Origin of the sequence: Roseovarius nanhaiticus, from assembly GCF_900156535.1 — a bacterium.
Classification (GTDB): Bacteria; Pseudomonadota; Alphaproteobacteria; order Rhodobacterales; family Rhodobacteraceae; genus Roseovarius; species Roseovarius nanhaiticus.
Map to the genome: position 1 here is coordinate 25,198 of NZ_FTNV01000002.1, position 21,912 is coordinate 47,109.

At 66.2% G+C, this 21,912-nt stretch carries 14 protein-coding genes; 9 read left to right on the top strand and 5 right to left on the bottom strand.

Annotation, left to right across the window (positions count from 1 at the left end):
- Nucleotides 1-17 precede the first annotated feature (17 nt).
- Nucleotides 18-197, top strand: coding sequence for a hypothetical protein (locus BW975_RS10370; protein WP_076533713.1), 180 nt, complete (start codon nucleotides 18-20; stop codon nucleotides 195-197).
- A gap of 54 nt (nucleotides 198-251) precedes the next feature.
- On the opposite strand, the gene dnaE is transcribed toward BW975_RS10370, so the two are convergent.
- The gene (gene dnaE, locus BW975_RS10375) at nucleotides 252-3,764 is read right to left on the bottom strand and encodes a DNA polymerase III subunit alpha (RefSeq protein ID WP_076533715.1); all 3,513 of its coding nucleotides are present in this window, start codon (nucleotides 3,762-3,764) and stop codon (nucleotides 252-254) included.
- A 137-nt stretch (nucleotides 3,765-3,901) separates the two neighbouring features.
- Here dnaE and BW975_RS10380 point away from each other — a divergent pair, with 137 nt between their 5' ends.
- Entirely contained in the window at nucleotides 3,902-4,552 is a 651-nt protein-coding gene (locus BW975_RS10380) for a DUF938 domain-containing protein (protein ID WP_076533717.1), read from the top strand.
- Here the strand turns inward: BW975_RS10380 and BW975_RS10385 are convergent.
- Entirely contained in the window at nucleotides 4,540-6,204 is a 1,665-nt protein-coding gene (locus BW975_RS10385) for an amidohydrolase (protein WP_076533719.1), read from the bottom strand. The genes BW975_RS10380 and BW975_RS10385 overlap by 13 nt on opposite strands.
- A 290-nt stretch (nucleotides 6,205-6,494) precedes the next feature.
- Between BW975_RS10385 and BW975_RS10390 the strand changes: the two genes are divergently transcribed.
- From BW975_RS10390 to BW975_RS10420, 7 genes are all read left to right on the top strand, one after another.
- On the top strand, nucleotides 6,495-7,547 hold the full coding sequence (locus BW975_RS10390; protein ID WP_076534712.1) for an ABC transporter ATP-binding protein: 1,053 nt from the start codon (nucleotides 6,495-6,497) through the stop codon (nucleotides 7,545-7,547).
- A complete protein-coding gene (locus BW975_RS10395) occupies nucleotides 7,547-8,494 on the top strand; it encodes an ABC transporter permease (RefSeq protein ID WP_076533721.1) in 948 nt (315 codons plus the stop codon). Before BW975_RS10390 ends, BW975_RS10395 begins: the two co-directional genes overlap by 1 nt.
- A gap of 61 nt (nucleotides 8,495-8,555) precedes the next feature.
- Entirely contained in the window at nucleotides 8,556-9,350 is a 795-nt protein-coding gene (locus BW975_RS10400) for an ABC transporter permease (protein WP_076534714.1), read from the top strand.
- A gap of 37 nt (nucleotides 9,351-9,387) precedes the next feature.
- Nucleotides 9,388-10,422 (top strand): extracellular solute-binding protein, encoded by a 1,035-nt coding sequence (locus BW975_RS10405; protein ID WP_076533723.1) that lies wholly within the window; start codon nucleotides 9,388-9,390, stop codon nucleotides 10,420-10,422.
- Between the two features lie 112 nt (nucleotides 10,423-10,534).
- Nucleotides 10,535-11,869: a serine hydrolase domain-containing protein gene (locus tag BW975_RS10410; protein WP_092746276.1), complete on the top strand. Its 1,335-nt coding sequence runs from the start codon at nucleotides 10,535-10,537 to the stop codon at nucleotides 11,867-11,869.
- Between the two features lie 76 nt (nucleotides 11,870-11,945).
- The gene (gene sbcD / locus BW975_RS10415) at nucleotides 11,946-13,163 is read left to right on the top strand and encodes an exonuclease subunit SbcD (protein ID WP_076533725.1); all 1,218 of its coding nucleotides are present in this window, start codon (nucleotides 11,946-11,948) and stop codon (nucleotides 13,161-13,163) included.
- Between the two features lie 3 nt (nucleotides 13,164-13,166).
- Complete coding sequence (locus BW975_RS10420; RefSeq protein WP_076533727.1) at nucleotides 13,167-16,901, top strand: AAA family ATPase; 3,735 nt, start codon at nucleotides 13,167-13,169, stop codon at nucleotides 16,899-16,901.
- Between the two features lie 3 nt (nucleotides 16,902-16,904).
- On the opposite strand, the gene BW975_RS10425 is transcribed toward BW975_RS10420, so the two are convergent.
- Genes BW975_RS10425 through BW975_RS10435 form a run of 3 tightly spaced genes read right to left on the bottom strand, consistent with a single transcriptional unit; the run spans nucleotide 16,905 to nucleotide 21,877 of the window.
- A complete protein-coding gene (locus tag BW975_RS10425; protein WP_076533730.1) occupies nucleotides 16,905-18,884 on the bottom strand; it encodes a hypothetical protein in 1,980 nt (659 codons plus the stop codon).
- A 1-nt stretch (nucleotide 18,885) separates the two neighbouring features.
- A complete protein-coding gene (locus BW975_RS10430) occupies nucleotides 18,886-20,187 on the bottom strand; it encodes a hypothetical protein (protein ID WP_076533732.1) in 1,302 nt (433 codons plus the stop codon).
- A complete protein-coding gene (locus BW975_RS10435; RefSeq protein WP_076533734.1) occupies nucleotides 20,174-21,877 on the bottom strand; it encodes an Hsp70 family protein in 1,704 nt (567 codons plus the stop codon). The genes BW975_RS10430 and BW975_RS10435 overlap by 14 nt, the downstream gene beginning before the upstream one ends.
- Between the last annotated feature and the right edge of the window lie 35 nt (nucleotides 21,878-21,912).

A 21,912-nucleotide genomic window follows, 5' to 3' on the forward strand; every position in this document is an offset into this window, starting at 1 on the left:
CGCGAAGGAAGCCTGCAGTGATAAAGTATATCTATCCAGACGGCACCCATTGCTACCGCGCGCTGCACACGACCCATGCGGTATTCCGCGACGACGAGGGCAGATTGATTGCCCGCGCCGAGAAGGCGGACGGCACGCTTTACGAGTTTGAGATCAAGGCTTTCGAGTTGCTCAAGCCGGGTCGCCAATATAGCTGACGCGCAGCGCGCACCGAAGATTTGCAATCAACAACCTGCGTTCGGCGTCCCGCGTCACAGGTCTTGCACATCCATAACACCATCAAGGCTCTTTATCGCGCCCTTGATCTGAGGCGTTACCGGATAGTCGCGCCCAGCCGAAAGTTCTACCTCGCCGGGCAGGCCATCGGCCATGAGGCAAAAACGGATCGGACCCGGACGTGCCGCGCGGGCCGCCTGCGCCGCGCCGTCCAGCACCCGCGCGACCGAGGCAATGGCGCCCGGCTCCTCGACAAAGATCATCAGCCCAAGGCTACCGGCATCCGCGACCACGCCGTCGATGGGCGCGACCGAGCGGGCCAATAGCTTCAGCTGCTCGGCCTCCATCGTCGCCTCGACCGTCACCACCACCTGCGCGCCCGTCTCGATATGCTCGCGCGACTTCTCGAGCGTTTCCGAAAACATGGTGACCTCGTAGCCGCCCGTCGTATCGCTCAGCTGGACAAAGGCGAACCGGTTGCCGCGCGCCGATTTGCGCTCCTGCCGGCCCGCGACGACGCCCGCCATCTTGACCACGCAGGGCGCGCGAGCGGCCTGCACCATCACCTCGTCCAACGTCTTGACCTGCTTGCGCCTGAGCGCGGCCATGTAATCATCCAGCGGATGGCCCGAGAGGTAGAAGCCGACGGCCTTGAATTCCTCGGTCAGCCGCTCGGCGGGCAGCCAGTCGTCGACGGGTTGCAGGCGCGGCTCGGGCAGGTCCTCGCCCGCCTCGCCGAAGAGCGAGACCTGCGCGGAATTCTTCTGATCGTGAATCGCCGCCGAGTAATTCATCAGCGGCTCGATCGCGTCAAAGACGCGGCGGCGATTGCGGTCGATCTCGTCGAACGCGCCCGAACGGGCGAGCATTTCCAGCGGCCGCTTGCCGATCCGCTTGATATCCACGCGGCGCGCGAAGTCATAAAGCGTGGCAAAGGGCCGCCCCTCGCGCCCCTCGACGATCAGCTTCATCGCCTCGACGCCCACGTTTTTCAGCGCGCCCAGCCCGTAATGCAGCACGCCCTGACGCACCACGAACTGCGCGTCCGAGCGGTTGACGCAAGGCGGGGCCCAGTTCAGCTCCAGCCCCTTTTTCACTTCCTCGAAATAGACCGACAGCTTGTCCGTCAGGTGAATATCGCAATTCATCACCCCGGCCATGAATTCGGTCGGGTGGTTCGCCTTCAGCCATGCCGTCTGGTAGCTGACCACGGCATAGGCCGCCGCGTGGGATTTGTTGAAGCCGTAATTGGCGAATTTATCCAGAAGGTTCCAAACCTCCAGCGCCTTGGCGTCATCAACGCCGTTCTCCTTGGCGCCCGCGATGAATTTGGGCCGCTCTGCGTCCATCGCTTCCTGGATCTTCTTGCCCATGGCGCGGCGGAGCAAGTCGGCGCCGCCGAGGCTGTAGCCCGCCATTTCCTGCGCGATCTGCATCACCTGTTCCTGGTAGACGATGATGCCCTGCGTCTCGTCCAGGATATGGTCGATCGAGGGATGCAGCGTGTCGCGCTCGCTCAGCCCGTTCTTGACCTCGCAGAACTTGGGGATGTTCTCCATCGGGCCGGGCCGGTAGAGCGCCACGAGCGCGATGATATCTTCGATGCAGTCGGGCTTCATGCGCTTTAGCGCATCCATCATGCCCGAGCTTTCCACCTGAAAAACCGCTACCGTCTTGGCGCGGGCATAAAGCGCGTAGGTCTTGGCATCATCCAGCGGGATCTGTCCGATATCGTTTTCGGCGCCCTCGAATGGCTCGTAGATGGTGTTGCCATCCGCAGCGACATGCAGATCGCGGCCCTCGCCGTGGATCTGCTCGATCGCGTTCTGGATCACGGTCAGCGTCTTGAGGCCGAGAAAATCGAACTTCACGAGGCCCGCCTGCTCGACCCATTTCATGTTGAACTGCGTCGCCGGCATGTCCGAGCGGGGGTCCTGATAGAGCGGCACCAACTCGTCCAGCGGCCTGTCCCCGATCACGACGCCCGCCGCGTGGGTGGAGGCGTTGCGCAAAAGCCCCTCGACCTGCATGCCGTATTTCAGCAGCCGGTCGACGACCTCTTCATTCCGGGCCTCCTCGCGCAGGCGGTCTTCCTGGATCAGCGCCTGCTCGATGCTGACAGGCTTGACGCCCTCGACCGGGATCATCTTGCTGAGGCGGTCCACCTGCCCGTAAGGCATCTGCAAGACGCGGCCGATATCGCGGACCGCGGCCTTGGACAAAAGCGCTCCGAAGGTGATGATCTGGCCCACCCGGTCACGCCCGTATTTCTCCTGCACGTATTGGATCACCTCCTCGCGGCGATCCATGCAGAAGTCGATGTCGAAGTCGGGCATGCTGACCCGCTCGGGATTCAGGAACCGCTCGAAAAGCAAGCTGTAGCGCAGGGGGTCGAGGTCGGTGATGGTCAGCGCATAGGCCACGAGGCTGCCCGCGCCCGAACCACGCCCCGGCCCCACCGGAATGTCGCGGTCCTTGCCCCATTTGATGAAGTCGGCAACGATCAGAAAATAGCCGGGAAAGCCCATGCCCTCGATGATGCCCAGCTCGAATTCCAGCCGCTTTTCGTATTCATCGACGCTCACCGCATGGGGGATCACGGCCAGACGCGCCGCCAGCCCCTCCTTGGCCTGCCGGCGCAGCTCGTCCACCTCGTCATCGGCGAATTTCGGCAGGATCGGATCGCGCCGATAGGCGGCAAAGGCGCAGCGGCGAGCGATTTCCACGGTGTTCTCGATCGCCTCGGGCAGATCGGCAAACAGGGTCACCATCTCCTTGGGCGTCTTGAAATTATGCTGGGGTGTCAGGCGGCGGCGCGGCGCGGACTGATCCACATAGCTGCCTTCGGCGACGCAGAGCATGGCATCATGCGCCTCGTACATCGCGGATTTCGGGAAATAGACATCATTCGTGGCCACCAGCGGCAGGTCCATCGCATAGGCCATCTCGACATGGCCGCGCTCGCTGAGGCGCTCGGCCTCGGGCAGGCCGTCCTCGCCCGGATGGCGCTGCAATTCGACATATAGTCGGTCGCCATAGATCTCGGCCAGCTGGCGCATCATCGCCTCGGCCGCGTCCCGCTGGCCCGCGCGCAAGAGGCGCCCTATGGGCCCGTCCGGCCCACCTGTAAGGCAGATCAGGCCGCCGGAATATTCCGCCAGTTCCATGCGCGTCACATGCGGCAGCGATCCGTCGCCACGCAGATAGAGGCAGGAGTTGAGCTTCATCAGATGCTCATACCCCTCCTCGTTCTGGGCCAGCAAAACGATGGGCGCCGGTGCGGCGGGCCGCTCGCCCGCGCGCTCGATCGGCGCGGCCTCGACATATTCCAGATCGATCTGACAGCCCATGATGGGCTGGACGCCCGCCCCCGCTGCCGAAACGGCGAATTCCAGCGCCGCGAACATGTTGTTCGTGTCTGTGACAGCGACGGCGGGCATGCCCGCATCCTGGCAAAGCCCCGGCAGCTTTTTCAGGCGCACGGCGCCTTCCAGCAGGGAATATTCGCTGTGAACGCGCAGGTGAATGAATCGGTGGGGGCTAGTCATGGCGCCACTCTAGGCGAGCGCGCAGCGCATCGCCAGAGGACATGGCCTGATCCGCACAACTGCCGCAAGGTCACGATGTTTCGTGACAGGCGCGCCGTTTCTTGTCACTCTGCAGGGGCGCAAGGAAGGAGGGCCCGATGCCCCACCGCACCCAACTGCCGCCCAATGCTTCGAACGCGACACCCGACACAGGCGCGCGCCTCAGCGCCCCTGCCGCCGTACGAAATGCCGCCGTGATCGCGGAAATGTTGGCGGTGCATGGCCCGCACGAGGGCCGCGCGCTGGAGCTGGCAAGCGGCACGGGGCAGCACGTCGTCGCCTTCGCGGCGCATCTGCCGCATATCGAATGGCAGCCCAGCGACATCGATCCGGATCGCCGCGCCAGCATCGACGCCTGGGCAGATGCATCCAACATCCTGCCCGCGATTGACCTCGATGCGACCGCCTCGGGATGGGGTGCGCGGCACAAGGGCCAGGACATGATCGTCTTGGTGAACCTCATGCACCTGATCAGCGAGCGCGAGGCGCATATTTTGCTGCACGAGGTCTCGGACGCGCTCAGACATGGCGGGCTCTTCGCACTCTACGGCCCGTTCCTGCGCGAGGGGCGACCCGTGTCAGATACAGATGCCGAATTTGACGCCAGCCTGCGCGCCAGCGACCCCGAGATCGGGTATAAGGACGTGGATGCCATAATGCGCTGGATGCGAGATGCGGGCCTGCACCCCACAACGCCGCTGCCCATGCCCGCGAACAACCTTATGATCCTGGCACATCAGCCGCTATAGGTGATTTGCCCGCCGCAGATGGTGACCATGGCGCGGGCGGTATGGATCTGATCCGGCGCCAGCGCCTCGATATCGTGCGTCAGCACCACGACATCGCCCATCTGTCCGGGCACCAGTTGACCCTTCCGGCCCTCGTTGAACTCTACCCAGGCATTGCCCGACGTATAAGAGGCCAGCGTATCCATCAGCGATTGAGGCCGCACGTCCCAAGGCGCGCCCGGGTCCAGCGGCGCAACGGCGCACTGAATGCTGCGCATCGGATCGACGGGGATGACCGGCCAGTCGGTCGAGAAGATGACGGGCGTGCCGGTGTCGCGGATGCGCTGCCAGGCGAAGGCATAGGGATATTGGTCGTCATGCAGCAATGTGCCTTGCGGGATCAGCGGAAAATAATCGCCCAGCGCCGAATGGCGCGGTTGGAGTGAGGCGACGACATCCAGCTCCTTCAGGCGCGGCAGATCGTCCGGGTGGATCACCTCGATATGCTCGATCCGGTGGCGCGCATCGCGCCTGCCATTGGCGGCGCGTGCGGCGGCATAGCCGTCGAGCACGCGGCGCGTGGCCAGATCACCGATGGAGTGCACGCTGATCTGCAGGCCCGCCGCGTCGATGCGGCGGCACGCCTCGTTGAAATGTTCGGGCTCGAAGACAGGCTCGCCCACAGTGTCCGTGCCGGGATAGGGCCGCGTCATCCAAGCGGTATGCGTGTCGATCACCCCGTCCATGAACATCTTGACCCGCCCCGACCAGACGCGATCGCCGGTATAGCGCCGGTGCATCTCGGCGGCCTCCTCCAGCCGGTCCAGCGGGTCATAGTTTTTCAGGTGGAACGGCACCTGCATCCGGCATTTCAGATCGCCCGATGCGTCCAGATCGCTGAGCAGCTCCAGCTGATAGAAATTGCCGTCCATGTTGTGCATCGTGGTGATGCCGTGGCTGGCCGCATGGTCCAGCCCCTTGGCAATGAGGCGGCGGTCGGCGGCGCGCTCTTCTTCCGTGGCGGGCGGCTCGGGCTCGGTCCCGGTGACATAGCCCAGCATGTCGCGCCCGCCGGTGCGGTTCAGCTTGAGGATCGGACCGAACGCGCCGGTTTCCTGCAACTCGCCCGTGGCGTTGCCGCCCGCCTCCATCACGATCACGCTGCCCTCGGGAACAGGCGCGCCATGCAGAAGGCCCGCCTGACGCAGCGCCAAAGTATTGGCCCAGACCGTGTGGATATCGGGCGAGAGCAGCGCAAGGGGCCGGTCCGAGAGGATGGCGTCCAGGTCGTGGCGCGTCGGGTTGCGCCCGTCCATCAGCCCGTAAATGGTGCTGACGGCAAAGATCATCGGCTCGTCCGGGTTGGCACCCGCGTAGGCGCGAATGGTGCGGGCGGCCTCATCCGCTGTTTCCGCGCCGCTCATATCCATGAATTCCAGCGCGGCGGAGCCTTGAAACAGATGCACGTGGCTATCGATAAAGCCGGGCATCACCGTGCCGCCGGCTGCGTCGATCACGCGCGCGCCGGGCGCGGCCAGCGCGCGGATGTCCTCGGTGCTGCCGACCGCCAGAATGAGCCCGCCCGCCAGCGCCACGGCGCTTGCGCGGGGCCGCGCGCTATCCATCGTCAGAACCTTGCCGTTCAGGATCACCAGATCCGCCTTTGCCGCCATCTTGTCGCCCTCTCGGAGATATGCCCTGCCGCGCGCCGCGTGAGGCCGTTATCGGCGCCCAATCTGGGCCATGATCGGGCCATGGTAAATACCCCTCGCGGCCCGGCTCGACGGCTCTGCCGCCGCTGGAGACTGCGCAGATGGCCCCTTTACCTTTCGGCCCGCACCGCCCTAGTCTACCCCAAAGTGCCCGGCGCGGAATCGCGATCAAGGCCTGAAAACAGGGAAAAATGCTTATGGCAAAGCAGGCCAAAGCCGCCGATCCCGGCGCCACGACCGCCAGCGACGTGATGATCCACGCAGGCAAGGTGACCAAGACCTTCGGCCAAGGCGCGGGCAAAGTCACCGCGCTCGACGCCGTATCCGTCGACATTCGCAAGAACGAGTTTTTCACCCTGCTCGGCCCCTCGGGCTGCGGCAAGACAACCCTTTTGCGCCTGATCGCTGGATTCGAGCTACCCGATGGCGGCCAGATCCTGCTGGACGGTCAGGAAATCGGGCATCTGCCGCCCTATAAGCGGCCCGTGAACACCGTTTTCCAGTCCTACGCGCTTTTTCCGCACATGAGCGTCGCGCGCAATATCGGCTTCGGCCTCGAGATGCAGGGCCGCCCCAAATCCGAGATCAAGGAGGCGACAGACCGCATGCTGGCGTTGGTCCAGATGGAGCATTTGGCGGATCGCCGCACCGATCAGCTCTCGGGCGGTCAGCAACAGCGCGTGGCGCTGGCACGCGCGCTAGCGCCGAAGCCGAAGGTACTTTTGCTGGACGAGCCGCTGTCGGCGCTGGACCTCAAGCTGCGCAAGGAAATGCAGATCGAGCTGAAGCGGCTTCAGGAAGAGACCGGCATCACCTTCGTCTTTGTCACCCATGACCAGGAAGAGGCGCTGACCATGTCAGACCGCATCGCGGTGATGAAGTCGGGCGCGATCCTGCAGGTCGGCGCGCCCAAGCAGATCTACAACAATCCCGCGCGCCGCTTTGTTGCGGATTTCATCGGCGATATCAACATACTGGACGGCAAACTTGCCGAAAACGGCGCCAAGGTGGTGCTGCCCGGCGGCGCCAGCGTGGGCGCGCTTCTGGCCGAGGGCGCGGCCCGCGACGGGCGCGTTTCCGTCGCCATCCGCCCCGAGAACATGGGCCTCACGGCGCCGGACGCTACGGATGCGGCGCTCAAGGGCCGTGTCAGCAATATCGTCTATTTCGGCGCGGGCCATAACCTGCATGTCCAGTTGGACGGCGGCGGCGAGGTCATGGTGCGCCGCGCGCAGTCCGAAGCTGAAATCGGTGCGCCCGTGGGCCTGACAGTGCCGGATGCGGTTCAGGTATTGGTGGACTGATGACGGATATCTCATCCTCGCACACCGATAGTCGACTGGCGGCCGCGCGCGCCGAGGTCGAGGGCGCGGCCCGGCGGCGGCGCTGGTTGCTGCTCGCGCCTGCGCTGATCGCAATCGGCCTTTTCGGGATTTTCCCGCTGTCGATCACGCTGATCTACAGCTTTCTCAGCCCCGGCACCTATGGCGGCGTCACATGGGAATTTTCGACCGACGCCTATGTGCAGTTCCTCTTTGACCGCGATATCTTCGACGATACTCTGCAATTCTCGGGCACTTACCTCAGCATCTATGGCCGCTCGATCGGTCTGGCCTTCGGGGCCACCGTCGGCGCGCTTCTGATCGGGTTTCCGACCGCGTATTTCATCGCATCAAAGCCGCTGGAGCAGCGCAATTTCTGGCTTTTCCTCATCACCTTGCCCTTTTGGGTGAACCTTCTGATCCGGACCTACGCAATCTTGCTGATCCTGCGCGACGAAGGGTTCATCAACATCGCCCTGATGAATATCGGTATAATCGACAGCCCTATCGGCATGCTTTACACCGATTACGCCGTCTTCGCCGGCCTGATCTACAGCTACCTGCCCTTCATGGTGCTGCCGCTCTATGCCTCGCTGGAAAAGCTGGATTTCCGCCTCGTCGAGGCCGCCTACGACCTCTACGCCAGCCGCTTTCAGGTGCTGCGCCATGTCATCATCCCGATGGCCAAGCCGGGCATCGTCGCGGGCTGCATCCTGGTGTTTATCCCCGGCCTCGGCGCCTATATCACGCCCACCCTTCTGGGCGGCGGCAAGGAGCTGATGATCGGCAACCTGATCGAGCTGCAATTCTCCAGTTCGCGCAACTGGCCCTTCGGCTCGGCGGCGGCGCTGATCCTGATGGTCGTCGTGATGGCGTCACTGATCGTTTACGTGCGCTATTCCGGCAAGGAGGCACAGGGTCATGGCTAAGCCCACGCAAACACCCGCCACAGCGGCAAGCCCCGATCCCGCGGCGCCGAAGAAGCGGCGGATGAAGGATCTGCGCAAGCAGCCCGGCTTTGACACGCTGGCCTGGGTCTGCCTCTTTTTCCTTTACGCGCCCATCGTCGTGCTTATCGTCTTCTCGTTCAACGACAACCGGTCGGTCGTCAAATGGACCGAATTCAGCCTGCGCTGGTACAAGGCCGCGTTCGAGAATGACGGCATCCGCGAGGCCACGATGGTGTCATTGCAGGTGGCGGTCGTGGCGATGGTGTTCTCCACCATCTTTGCCACCATGGCCGCGCTGGCCACAACACGCGTGCGCCCCTTCAAGGGCCAGACGATGGCCTATGCGGTCATCAATCAGCCCCTTATGGTGCCCGAGATCGTCACCGCCGTCGCACTTCTGGCGCTCTTCGGCTTGATCAAGCAGTCGACGGGCGTGACCGGCATTGGCTATCTGATGGTCGCACATACGGTCTTCTGCATCCCCTTCGCCTACATGCCCATCCGGGCGCGGCTGGAGGATATGAACCTGACGCTGGAGCAGGCGGCGGCAGACCTTTACGCCACGCCCGTGCAGGTGTTTCGCAAGGTCACGATGCCGCTGATGGCGCCGGGCATCGTCGCGGGCGCGATGCTGGCTTTCGTGGTGTCGCTGGACGATGTCATCATCACGCTCCTGGTGGCCGGTCCGGGCGAGACGACCCTGCCCGTCTATATCCTGACGCAGATCCGCCGCGGCATCACACCCGAAATCAACGCCGTCTCGACCGTCCTTCTGGGGCTGTCGGTGGTGCTGGTCTCGATCTTCTTTCTGATCGGGAACAAAAAACGGGCCTGAGCGCCCGCAACAATTCAATCAACTGGAGGGAATTCCGATGACGACATCCACCAAACATACGGCCGCGATCCTCGCCGCCGCCATCGCGGCGGCAGGCCCCGCCTGGGCCGAGGGCGAGCTGAACATCTATAACTGGGGCAACTACACGAACCCGGACCTGATCGAGAAATTCGAGCAGGAATTCGACGTCACGGTCAATCTCGACGACTACGACAGCAACGAGACGATGCTGGCCAAGGTCCGCGAGGGCAATAGCGGCTACGATATCGTCGTGCCCAGCGACTCGACGGCGGCCATCATGATCGATCAAGGCCTGCTGGCCGAGGTCAAGCCGAACGAGATGGAGAATTTCTCCAACATGGATCCCCGCTGGATCGACGTCTATTGGGACGAAGGCCGCAACTACACGGTGCCGTGGCAGTGGGGCACGACCTCCTTTACGGTCGACACAGCCGTTTATGACGGCGAGATCAACACCCTCGGTCTTCTGTTCGAGCCGCCAGAAGTGCTTCAGGGCCGCATCAACATGCTCAACGATATGGGCGAAGTGATCAACGCCGCGCTGCGCTATCGCGGATACGAGCGCTGCAACTCGAACACCGAAGAGTTGCGTGACGTGACAGAACTGCTGATCTCCGCCAAAGAGCACTGGCGCACGATGGACTACGCCGCCATCGAAAAGTTGACATCAGGTGATGTGGATATCAGCCATTCGTACAACGGGGCGGCCATTCGCGCGCGCGACCAGCGCCCGACGCTGCAATACGCCTACCCCAAGGAAGGCTTTACCGGCTGGATGGACAATGTTGCCGTGCTGGAAGGCGCGCCAAACATGGAAAATGCAAAACTTTTCATGAACTTCATCATGGAGCCCGAGAACGCTGCGATGATCTCGAACTTCGCACGGTATGCAAACGGGATCTCCGGCAGCACAGAATTCATGGATTCCGATATTCAGGATGCGCCTGAATTGACCCTGCCCGCGGATGCACCGGCCCCCGATTTCGTCAAGCCCTGCCCGCAGGAAGTGACGGATCTCTACAACCGCATCTGGACGAAGCTGAAGCAATAAGGCACTGCAGCGGGGGCGGGGCGCATACCGGCGCCCCGCCCTTTTTCGTGCCTGCCCGTCTGTTGCAGCATTCCGCGCCCGCAAACCGGCCCAAACTCCGAGGATACCCCGCATGACGCCCCCCAACGCCACCCCGCCCAAGGCCGCACCGACCAAGGTTGCCAAGACGTCGCAGGGCCATGACGCACACGGGCCGGCCGGCGCGGCAGCACATCATGTGGCGCCCCACCCGGCGCAGCCGCCCAAGGCGCTGACGGCGCGCGAGCAAGGCATCATGCAAGGGTATCCCCCCGCTCCCGAGGCGATACCCGGCGCCAGCAACTGGGATCTGCCGCCCTTCAACCGGTGGTCCTTCAGCAACATGCGCAACCTCTTTCCCACCGCCGACGTGCCGCGCGGCGCAGGCCCCGTGCGCGATCTGCCCGCCGCCCAGCAAGAGCTGCGCGCGATCCGCTTTGACACGCTGGCCGGTCCGCAGCAAAGCGTGGGCGACTGGCTGGACAGCAGCTATACCGATGGCTTCATGGTGATGAGCCGCGGGCGCGTGGTGCATGAAAGCTATTCCGAGGATATGGGTGCGCTGCAGCCGCATCTGTCGCAATCGGTGGCCAAATCGGTCGTCGGCACGCTGGCGGGCGTTCTGCATGGCGAGGGCCTTCTGGATCTCGAGGCGCCGATGCCCAGCCTGGTGCCCGAGCTGGCCCATTCCGGCTACGCCGGCGCGACGTTGCGCCAGGTTCTCGACATGCGCTCGGGCGTGCGCTTCAACGAAGATTACGGCACCCCCGGCTCGGACATGACGCGCATTGACATTGCCAGCGGCTGGCGCCCGCCCGAGACCGACCACCCGCCCGCCACCATCCGCGACGTGATCCTCACGCTGCCGCAAGAGCGCGGCCATGGCGAGGGGTTCAAATACCGCTCGATCGAGACGGACGTCGTCGCCTGGGCGCTGGAACGTGCGGCGGGCGCGTCCCTGGCCGAGCTGCTCTCGGACCGCATCTGGACCCGCATGGGCGCCGAGCGGGACGCCTATTTCACAGTCGACGGCGCCGGGACCGCGCTGGCCGATGGCGGATTTAATGCCACGATGCGCGACTATGCCCGGCTGGGCCTTCTGCTGCTCGAGGGCGGCGCCTGGAACGGCCAGCAGATCATCCCCGAGGATTGGATCCGCGCCAGCGCCACCGGCGACCGCGCCGTCTTTGGCGAGCCTTACACCGCCACCTCGCCCAAGGGCGCCTACAGCCGCCAATGGTGGATCCACGACGCGGCGCGCGGCGATTTCATGGCGCGCGGTGTCTTCGGCCAGCTGATCTATATCGACCCAAAGACCGACTTTCTGGCCGTCAAGATGTCCAGCTGGCCGGATTTCCTGATCCACAGCTACACCGTCGACATGCTGACCGCCGTCACCGCGATCCGCGACGCGCTGGCCCCGGCCTGAGGCGATTGCACCCCGCGCCGCGCCCTGCCAAACTGAGGCAGGCGCGGCATCGGCGCGGCAATTTCAGGGGCGGCCCATGCGCATCATTCACACCGCCGACTGGCATCTGGGCCACAGCCTGAACGGCTGGGCCCGCGAGGACGAACATAGCCTTTATTTCCGGCGCCTCGCCGATGTGATCGAGCAAGAAGAAGCCGATGTCCTGCTGGTCGCGGGCGATATCTTCGACAGCTCCAACCCCTCGGGCGAGGTGCAGCGCCTTCTTTACGACGCTTTGGCGTCGTTCAAGCGCCGCCGCCCGAACCTCATCACCGTGATCAGCGGCGGCAATCATGACCCTGCCCAGCGGCTGGAGGCGCCGATGCCGGTGCTGCGCGCACTAGATGTGCATGTGGTCGCCACGGTCCAGCGCCGCGGGGGGCGGATCGACATCGACCGCCATCTGGTGCCCATCCCCGGCCCGGATGGCACGCCCGCGCTCTATGTGCTGGCCATCCCCTTCCTGCGCGCTTCCGACCTCACCGGCCTCAACGACGAGGGCACAGACCCGGTGGTGGATGCCGCCCGCCGCTTCTACGCCGAGATCACCGCGCAGGCCGCCGAGATCGCCGGCGATGTGCCGATCATCGCCACCAGCCACCTGCATTGCGCCGGCGGGCTGGAAAGCGAGGGCGCCGAGCGGCGCATCCTCATCGGCGGCGCCCATGCCGTACCGCCAAGCATCTTTCCCGATAGACTTGCCTATGTCGCACTCGGCCACCTGCACGGGCAGCAAACGCTCAAGGGTGGGCGCGTGCGCTATTCCGGCGCCTGCTTTCCGCTGTCCTCGTCCGAGATCCGGCACGACCACGGCGTCACCCTGATCGAGTTGCTGAATGGCGCGCTCACACACCGCCACATCTCGATCGAGCGGCCCGCGCAGATGCTGCGCCTCCCCGCCAGCGGCACCATTGCGCTGGACGACCTGCCAGCGGCGCTGGGGCAGATCGCGTTTGACGACACCTTGCCCATGGGCCTGCGTCCGCTTGTCTATCTGGAGCTTGCGCCCACCGATGCCGCCTCGGTCCTCATGGCCGATGCCGCCCGCTGCGTGGCCGAGCGTGGCCTGCGCCTGGGCGGCGCGCGCGTGCAGCGGCAGGAGCGGCATGAGGGCGAGGAGATCCCGCCGCCACCCGCCAGCCTGCGCGAGACCGACCCCGAGACGCTCTTTGTGGAGGCGTTCCGCGCCAGTGCCGGGATCGAGCCCGAGGCGCGGCACCTCGATGCCTTCCGCGACATCATCGCGGGGGAGTAAGCGATGGATATCCTCCAGATCCGCGGCGAAAACATCGCCAGCCTCGCGCGCCCTTTCGACATCAGCCTTGATGCGCCACCACTCGACGGTGCGGGCCTTTTCGCGATCACCGGCCAGACCGGCTCCGGCAAGTCCAGCCTCTTGGATGCCATGTGCCTCGCGCTTTATGGCGAATGCCCCCGACTAAGCAGCGCTGGCGTCAGCGACACGGTGCCCGATATCAGCGGCGAGGCGCTGGCCTCATCGGATCCGCGCACACTTCTCAGGCGCGGCGCCGCGGCGTCAGGTTATGCTATCGTCCGGTTCCGCGCGCGCAGCGGCGAGGATTATGAGGCGAGCTGGTCCGTGCGGCGCGCCTATGGCAAGGCGTCGGCCCGCCTTCAGGCGGTGGAGCGCAGCGTCACGCGCCTCTCGGACGGCACGGTTCTTGAGAACCAGAAGACAGCCGTCAATGACCGGATCGTTACCCTGACGGGCCTCACCTATGACGAATTCCGCCGCTCGGTACTATTGGCGCAAGGCGATTTCGACAGCTTCCTCAGCGCGCGCACGTCCGAGCGGGCGGCGATCCTCGAAAAGGTGACGGGAACGCAGCTTTACCGCGATATCTCGAAACGCGTCTTTGCCGCGCATGGCGAGGCCGAGCGCGCGGTCGAAGACCTGGAGATGAAGCTAGGCGAGCACAGCGTGCTGACTGAGGAGGAGCGCGCCGATATCGAGGCCGAGCTGACCGCGCTGGACACCGCCCGGCGCGAAGCCGCCGAGGTGCTAAAGGCGACGATCCGCGATATCGACCGGCACGAGGCGCTGATCGCCGCACGGACCCGCAGCATCGAGGCCGCCGAGACCGAAGCCCGCGCGCGCGCCAACTGGGAGGCCCGCAAAGACGACACCGCAGAGCTGGCCCGCCTGCGCCGCGCCGCCCGCATTCGCGCCGAAGAGGCCGAGCGACGCGCCGCCGCCGAGGCCAAGGACTTGGCCGAGACAGCCATCGATGAGGCCGCGCGCGCCGTGGACGCCGCGCGCGCCGTCAAGGATACCGCCGAGGCAGACTGGACCAAGGCCAGCGCCGCGCAGCAACAAAGCGAGGCGCGCTTTGCCGAATTGGGTCCGATTTGGACCCGCGCCACCACGCTCGACGCGGAAATAAAGCGCGCCGCCGAGGAAGAGGCCACCGCCGCCCGAGCGGCCGAGGAGGCCGGCGCCGAGGCTGCCGAAGCCAAAAACGCGCTGGAGCGCGGCGAGGCCGATCTAACCCAGCGCGCTGCCCGCATCACGGACTTGCAAGCCGCCGGCGACGCCGACGCCGAGGGTGATGCGCTGGTCGCGGGTTGGCCGATCCTCAGCGACCGGCTGGAGCGGCGCATCGCCGCCAGCCACGCTGGCGCCAAGGCCCTTGAGGAGGTGCAGCGCCTGAAAGCGGGCCTCGCTGGCGCCGCCGAGCGCAGCGCGCAGATCACGGAGGCGACCTTCGAGGCACGCGCCGAAAGCGCCCGGATCGAGGAGGGCCGCACCGCCCGAACGCCCCGCCGGGACGCGCTGCGCAAGGCCGCCCCGTCCGAGCGTTTGACCCGCCTCGCGCGCAGCCGCGACACCCTCCGCACGCTGGCCGATCTGGCGCGGCAGCATGACGAGGCGGCGCGCGACGCCGCGACGTGCGCACGGGACGAGGCGACCGCCGCAGAGACGATCCATAGCAGCGAGGCCGCGAAAACCGCCGCCGAGCAGGCACAAGGCCGCGCCACCGCGCAGATCGAGGCGCTGGAGGCGCCCGCCGGTCTGGCCGAGGCGGCGCTGTCGTCCGAGGCGGCGCGCCTGCGCCTGCATCTGGTGGACGGCCAGCCCTGCCCGGTCTGCAACGCGGTCGAGCACCCCGTGCATGAGGATGACGCGGCGCGCCAGCTGGCGGACGATTTGCGCAGCCGCCTTGGCGCCGCCCGCACCGCCGCGCGCGAGGCAGCCCAAGAGATCGCGGCCGCGACTGCGCGCATCGGCGCAGCGCAGAGCCTTGCCCAGACGTCGGCGGAGCGGCGCGTGGATACCGAGGCGCGGCAGGCCCGACTTGCGGCCGAGTTCCATGAGGCGCGCAGGGCCGAGGCTGAAGGCCCGCTGGGTGGCACCCTGCCGGACACACCGCAAGATGCCGGGCCGGCTTTGGAGCAACTGGCGCAACGGTTGGATGGCTGGCAGAAAAGCCTCGAGGCGGATCTGGCCGAGCTGGAGGATCTGGACAGACGCGCGCAGGAAGACGAGGCGCGCATCGCGGCGCTGGCCGCGAGCATGCGCGCCCTGCAGGACGAGCAAGCGGGCCTCGATGCGCAGAACAAATCCGCCGAACGCGCCTTGGGTACGGCGCAAAGCGCCGCAGCCGCGCAGGCCGAAACCGTCGCCGACCTCGACCGCATGCTGGAGCGCGACTTCGCCGGGCTCCGCCTCGATTGGGCGCAATTCGGCGCGGATGGCGCGGATGCGCTCGATGCGGTCAGCACACGAAAGGAGGCCCATTCAAAGGCACGTGCCGCGCTGGAGGCGGCACTGGCCGAGCGCGATGAGGCCAAGCGCCGGCAAGAGACGCTGGAGGTCGGCCACAGCGCTGCGCAAACCGCATGGGAGAAAGCCCGCGCCGCGCATGATGTCCGCGCCGACAAGACGAAGGCCCTGCGCGCCGAGCGCGCGCCATTGCTGGGCGGAGAGGACACATCCGCCCACCGGACATACTTCAACACCCGACGCAAGGCATTGCAAGAGCAGGAAAAAACGGCAAACGAGGCGCGCAGCGCGGCGGCATCCAAACTGTCGAGCGCAGAGGCGTCTTTGAAAGCCGCACAGGACACGCGGGATCGCGCGGTTGCGCGTAGTGCAGCGGCGGAGGCCGCTTGGCAAGGCGCACTGGCGCAGGCCGGGCTGGACGCTGAAACCGCGCAGGCGCTGCTGGGGTGGAGCGACCCGGATATCGCCGCGCTGGAGACCGCCATCGACACCGCCCGAACCGCGCATCTGCGCGCCGCCGAGGCGCGCGATCAACGCGCCTCCGACCTTGCCAAGCTGGAGGCCGAAGGCGTTCCCGAAACGCCCCTGCCCGAGCTGCAAGCGCGGCGCATTGCCCAAGAGGCCGCGCAGACGCAGCGCATCGAGGACGAAGCAGGCCTGCGCGGACGCCTCAAATCGGACCGGGACACGCGCGCGAAAATGGCCGCACTGGTCGCGCAAATCGCCAAGGCCAAGGCGCGGCTGGACACGCTGGCCGCGATCAACGCGGCCATCGGCTCGGCCAGTGGCGATCGTTTCTCGACCATCGCGCAGGAGGTGACGCTGGCCATTCTGGTCGAGCAGGCCAACCACCACCTTACCGATATCAAGCCGCGCTATCGGCTGGCGCGCGGTCAGGGCAAGCTGTCGCTCCATGTGGTGGATGACGACATGGCGGGCGAAATCCGCTCGACCCGCAGCCTGTCGGGGGGCGAGCGGTTCCTCGTGTCGCTGGCCTTGGCGCTGGCGCTGGGTGCGGTCGGCGGCACCGGGACGATTTCGAACACGCTTTTCATCGACGAGGGCTTCGGCACGCTCGATGCAGGCAGCCTCGACATGGCGATCGACGCGCTCGAAGCGCTGCAGGCGCAGGGCCGCACCATCGGCGTCATCAGCCACGTGCAGGCGATGCAGGACCGCATTCCGGTGCAGATCCGCATCAAATCCCGCGGCGCGGGTGCAAGCGAAGTGGTGCTGGACGCGGGCTGAGAGTTACCTTTCCTCCGCCAGCCACAGCCATGAGCCGTCGGCAAGCCCGCGCTCCAGCGCAGTCAGCAATGCGCCATGTGCCTTGATCGCATCGCACCTGCCGGCCTGTGCCGCGTCCAGCGCTGCGCGCACATCTTCGCGCGGCGTCTCGTCTGCACTGCGCGAGACGGCGAAGCGAAAGTAATCGCAGCCAGAGCCGGAGAGCGGCGCATTGATGTTGTCCGCGGCGCTGGCCGGCTCCTGCCCCGTGGGGGGCGCAAAGCGCGCAAGATGGTTCAGCGCATCAAGGCGCGCCTGAATTCCGTCCCGCAGCATGGGCGCACGCCAGTCCCGAACGGGCGTGGGCGCGCCCGCGGGCCGGCCCGGCGCCAGAACGTTGGGCGCAAACTCGGCGCGTTGCATGGGGCCGAAGCGTGTGATGCGCGTCGGGCTATAGGCATGCCGGGCCTCGGCGCGCGGAAAAGCGAGGGCCAGCGTCAGCGGACGGGTCGCATCGACCCGAAAATCACGCCAGATGCGCGGCTGCTGAACCTCGCCCCGAATGCCGTGGATCACCTGCAGGCGGTCCAGGACCGGATCGACGCCGTTCCAGTCAAACCGCGCGGCGGGCGTCAGGCGCCGGGTTTTGCCGTTCCAGATCACGCTCCACTCGCTGATCGGCAAGGCGGCGGCATCACCCGAGGGGATCGCGGTGCCCGGCCCGGTCATGCCGCTGGCCATAGGCGCAAAGATGGTGAATGCGCCTTCCTCGTAAAGGATGTGCAGATGCGGGAAGATCCACTCTTCCTTGCACCCGCTCGGCGACAGCCGCGTGCCGGGCAAGACCAGATCGGGCACCGACCCCATGGGCAATGCGCTCGGCGCGCAGCGCGAGGCGGTCAAGTCGTAATCGATGGGCAGCACCGCCGCCATCTCGCAAAACCGCGCGCCGGGCGGGCGGGCGCCGCCGGGCGGGATCACGGCGCATTCCTGCACCGCCTCGATACGGCGCGGCGCGCGCGCATGCCCGCGCGCGGCATCCCAGATCATGCGCGCGCTGCGGCCGAATGCGAATTCCGCGACCGGGCCGATCACGGCCTCCTCGGGCCGGCTGCTGCGCTGGTCCTGATGCAGGAGCGTGACCTTCCCTCCCAGCACCGGAAATCCTGTTTCGGTATCAGGCGGTTGGCGCAGTCCCACGCCGGTCGGCGCCACTCCGTTCAACTCGTAGCGCAGATTCAGCACCGAATAGGCAGCACTGCCGAGGGCGGATTCCTCTGACCTGAGCCGTGCATACTCGGGGTCGCTCCGGTCGTCGGGATCGAGGCCACGCGCCTCGGCATAGGCCATGCTCGCCGCTGTCGCCTCCTGATGGAGGGCCGCCGCCTTTTCATGGGCGGTGTCGATTGCCTGATCGAGGTGGCGCAGGATGAACGCATCCGCATCGCCCACGCTCGCGCTATCGCGGCCCGGATCGAAAAGCGCGTCCAGATCCGCCGCCGCCGCCGTCAGCCCGTCGCCCAGCAGATCATAGGCCACTGCCCGCCGGCTCATCATGTAGAGTATCGAGCCGGCCCGGCCCGGCACGTCACCGATGCGAAACGCCTCGGCACGCGCGGCGGCCTCCGCGATGTCATCGCTGATGCGGCGCTGCATTTCGGCGCGGTCGATCCGGCCCAGCGACCACAGCCATGGCTGCGCCTCGCTCAGATCGCCGAAGTCCATGCCGGTCCGCCCCGCATCACCGGAAGGGGCGGCCAGCACATCCAGATAGCTGAGCGGCGTCCGGATCGGCGGCACCTCGCGCCCCGTCAGCCGCATGGATGGCAAGAACGCCTCGCAGGCAATGATGAACGCGGCCGCCCCCGCCCATAGGGACGCGCGGCGCCATGTGGGCCACTCGCGCTTGGCCCGCGGGGCGCGCTGCGCAGCCGCCGCGCGGCGCGTCCAGACCCGCCACATCAGGATCAGCATGCCAATCAGAAAACCGAGGACCAATCCCATGTCAGACCACCAGGCGCCACAGGATCTGGGCGGCGCGGTAGCCCAGATAGGCGATCAGCAGGTTGCGCGGATCGCGGAATGTCCAGGCCCAGAGATTGTATTTCGAGGGCGGCTGCGGCGCCGGAACATGGGCCGCAGCCGCGACCTCGCGGAACTGGGGCGTGTCGCTACCGATGCGGATGTCGCGGGCCAGAACCTTGTGCAGCCACTCGTATTGCTGGCGCTGCCACATCTGCCGCCCAAATTGGTGGCTCCAGCCGAAATGCGTATCAAGAAGCCGCGCCAACTGTGGCCGCCACCAAGCGGGATAGACGGGATGCTTGGCCTCGCTCTGCCAGCCGGTGGCGGCGCAGATATGCTGGCGCAGGCGGGCGTCCAGATCCTGAAACTCATCGAGCGCCTGCAGCTCTTCGCGGTTCAGGATCGCGCGCACCACGTCGATCATGTCCCACATGTTACGGTCGAACGCCGCCTGAAGATCCTCCATCGCGCGGCTCACCGGCGAGCGGTCGACCCAGCGCCGTGCCTGCCGGTCATAGTAGGAGCCGTGCGCGTCGCCGCGCGCGGCGGTCTCCTCGCGCTCGATCATCGCGTCGATATCGGCCGGCGCGGGCAGCGCCTCGGCGGCGTCCGGTGCCTCTTGCAGCATCTCGCGGACAGCGTTGAAATCCCGCCCGCGCCAGGCGTCGGAAGGCCGCCAACGCAAGAGGCCCAGATCATCGCGCAGGACGGCGGCCACTTCGGGCGTCAGCCAGTCTGGCGGGTCAGTCGGCAGCGGCTGCCATAAGGGGGTGCTGTGGCGCGTCTCTTCGGGGTCCGCAGCGCAGGCTATGAAGGTGAGCACGTCGGCCCGGAAGGCCGCGCCATCGACGCCGCCCGCGATCAGCGCCTCGCTCGCCTCGGCGGCGAAGGCGCGCGGTTCCGGCCCCCCGGCCAGCATCCAGCGGATCGTCTTTTCGATCAAAATGCCGGTGGGGCTGTCGCTGAAATTCCATTTCAGCGCGGGGTCGTAGTACCATTTGACCTCGGCAGCGGGTGCGGGTGGCTGAGGCGCGGGCGGGGTATCAACCGCAGCCGGATCCTCGCCTTCGTCCTGCTGGGCCTGCGCCTCGGCGCGCCGCGCGTCGGAGCCTTTCGCGATGCGCCGCGCCGCGTCGAAATTCTGCCGCAGCGCCATGAAGGCGGCGCGGTCATCCTCGGGACGCGTGACCTTGAGCAGACGCGCGTAGGCCGCCTTGACATCGGCCTCGGTCGCATTGCTGCGCTTCAGCCCCAGCGCCTTGAAGGGATCAGTCGAAGACACCGGCGCTTTCCAGCGATTTCAGAGCATCCGCCGTGCGGTCCCGCGTCTGGGCGATGTGCCGTTTGTCATGGGTCGCCAACGCCGCGTGGAACGAGCTGAGCAGCATGCCGATCTGGTTGCGCCGCTGGCCCAGCGCGTTCTCATAGGCCGCCGTCAGGCGGCTGATCATCGCCTCGTTCACCGCCTCGTCGCGCGGGTGGATCTTGATTTTCTCCAGCTCCTTGAAGCGTTTGGCAATGGCCTCGGGGCTCATCGCGCCGGGCGAATTCTCGATGATCAGCGTCTTGGCGACGCCGGTGGACAGCGTGGTGGCCAGCACCTCCAGAACGCCCGAACTGTCATAGGTGAAGCGCACGTCCACCTTCTCATGCTCGGTCATGTTCGAAGGCAGAGACACGTTGTAGGACCCGATGCGGATGTTGTCGCGCACATAGGGCGCCTCGCCCTGATAGATGTTCAGCGTGATGCGCGTCTGGCCCAGCTGCACGGTCTCGACCTCCTGGCTGCGGCTGGCCGGGATGGTGGTGTTTCGCTCGATCAGGGGCACGAAGATGCCGGTCTCGTGCTGATCCCCCGGCCCGGTGCGGCGCGAGGATTCGAAGCCCAGCGTGAAAGGGCAGACATCCGTCATCACCACGTCGTCCAGCGCCTTGTCCCGCGCGATCAGCCCCGCCTGCACGCCCGCGCCCAGCGCGACCACCGTGTCGGGGTCAAGCGCGTGTTCCGGGAACCGCTTGAAAAGGCGCGTGATCAGGCTGCGCACCGGGGCCATCCGCGTGGCCCCGCCCACCAGCACGATACGGTCGATATCGCCTGCCGTCAGGTTTGCGTCGCCGATGGCGCGTTGCAGAGGCACCTTCATCCGCGCGGTCAGATCCTCGGTCAGCGTCTCGAAAAGATCACGCGACAGGCTCAGCTCGCGCTCTTCCTCGCCATGGCGATAGATGACGCTGGCGCGCGGCTCGTCCGAGAGGCGATGCTTGGCCAGATCGGCCAGCGCGCGCAGACGCGACAGATCCTGCGGACCGAGCGCATCCATCTTGGTGCCCAGCTGCTCGGCGAAATGGGCGGCGATGCGGTCGGTGAAATCCTCGCCGCCCAGAAAGGCGTCCCCCGCCGAGGAGCGGACCTCCATCACGCCCGAGAACATCTCGAGGATCGACACGTCAAACGTGCCGCCTCCCAGATCGACGATCAGAAAGGTATTCTCGGCCTCCTTGTCTTGCAGGCCATAGGCCAGGGCGGCTGCCGTCGGCTCGTTGATCAGGCGGCGCACCTTGAGGCCCGCGAGGGTGGCGGCGTGGATCGTCGCCTTGCGCTGGATCTCGTTGAAATAGGCGGGGACGGAGATGACCGCCTCTGTCACCGTCTCGCCCAGATAGGCCTCGGCATCGGTCTTGAGCGTGCGCAACACCATGCTGGACAGATCCTCGGGCGTGTAATCCTTGCCCTTGAGGCGCGTCACCTTGTCGGTGCCCATCAGCCGCTTGAACCGCGCGGCGGTCGCGTCCGGTCGGTTGATCAGGTGATCGCGCGCCGAGGCGCCTACGATCAGCGCGCTCGCCTCGTCCATGTGGACCGCCGAGGGCGTCAGGGAAGAGCCCAGCGCGTTCGGTATCAGCACGGCGCCGTCATCGGTAAAGACCGAGACCAATGAATTGGTCGTGCCCAGATCGATTCCAATGATCATCGCGCCTGCCCTGCTCTTGCGTGAATTTCTGAGTA

Coding starts and splice junctions, on each gene's coding strand:
- dnaE (WP_076533715.1), bottom strand. CDS start 3,764: ATGACTAGCCCCCACCGATTCATTCACCTGCGCGTTCACAGCGAATAT.
- BW975_RS10380 (WP_076533717.1), top strand. CDS start 3,902: ATGCCCCACCGCACCCAACTGCCGCCCAATGCTTCGAACGCGACACCC.
- BW975_RS10385 (WP_076533719.1), bottom strand. CDS start 6,204: ATGGCGGCAAAGGCGGATCTGGTGATCCTGAACGGCAAGGTTCTGACG.
- BW975_RS10390 (WP_076534712.1), top strand. CDS start 6,495: ATGATCCACGCAGGCAAGGTGACCAAGACCTTCGGCCAAGGCGCGGGC.
- BW975_RS10395 (WP_076533721.1), top strand. CDS start 7,547: ATGACGGATATCTCATCCTCGCACACCGATAGTCGACTGGCGGCCGCG.
- BW975_RS10400 (WP_076534714.1), top strand. CDS start 8,556: ATGAAGGATCTGCGCAAGCAGCCCGGCTTTGACACGCTGGCCTGGGTC.
- BW975_RS10405 (WP_076533723.1), top strand. CDS start 9,388: ATGACGACATCCACCAAACATACGGCCGCGATCCTCGCCGCCGCCATC.
- BW975_RS10410 (WP_092746276.1), top strand. CDS start 10,535: ATGACGCCCCCCAACGCCACCCCGCCCAAGGCCGCACCGACCAAGGTT.
- sbcD (WP_076533725.1), top strand. CDS start 11,946: ATGCGCATCATTCACACCGCCGACTGGCATCTGGGCCACAGCCTGAAC.
- BW975_RS10420 (WP_076533727.1), top strand. CDS start 13,167: ATGGATATCCTCCAGATCCGCGGCGAAAACATCGCCAGCCTCGCGCGC.
- BW975_RS10425 (WP_076533730.1), bottom strand. CDS start 18,884: ATGGGATTGGTCCTCGGTTTTCTGATTGGCATGCTGATCCTGATGTGG.
- BW975_RS10435 (WP_076533734.1), bottom strand. CDS start 21,877: ATGATCATTGGAATCGATCTGGGCACGACCAATTCATTGGTCTCGGTC.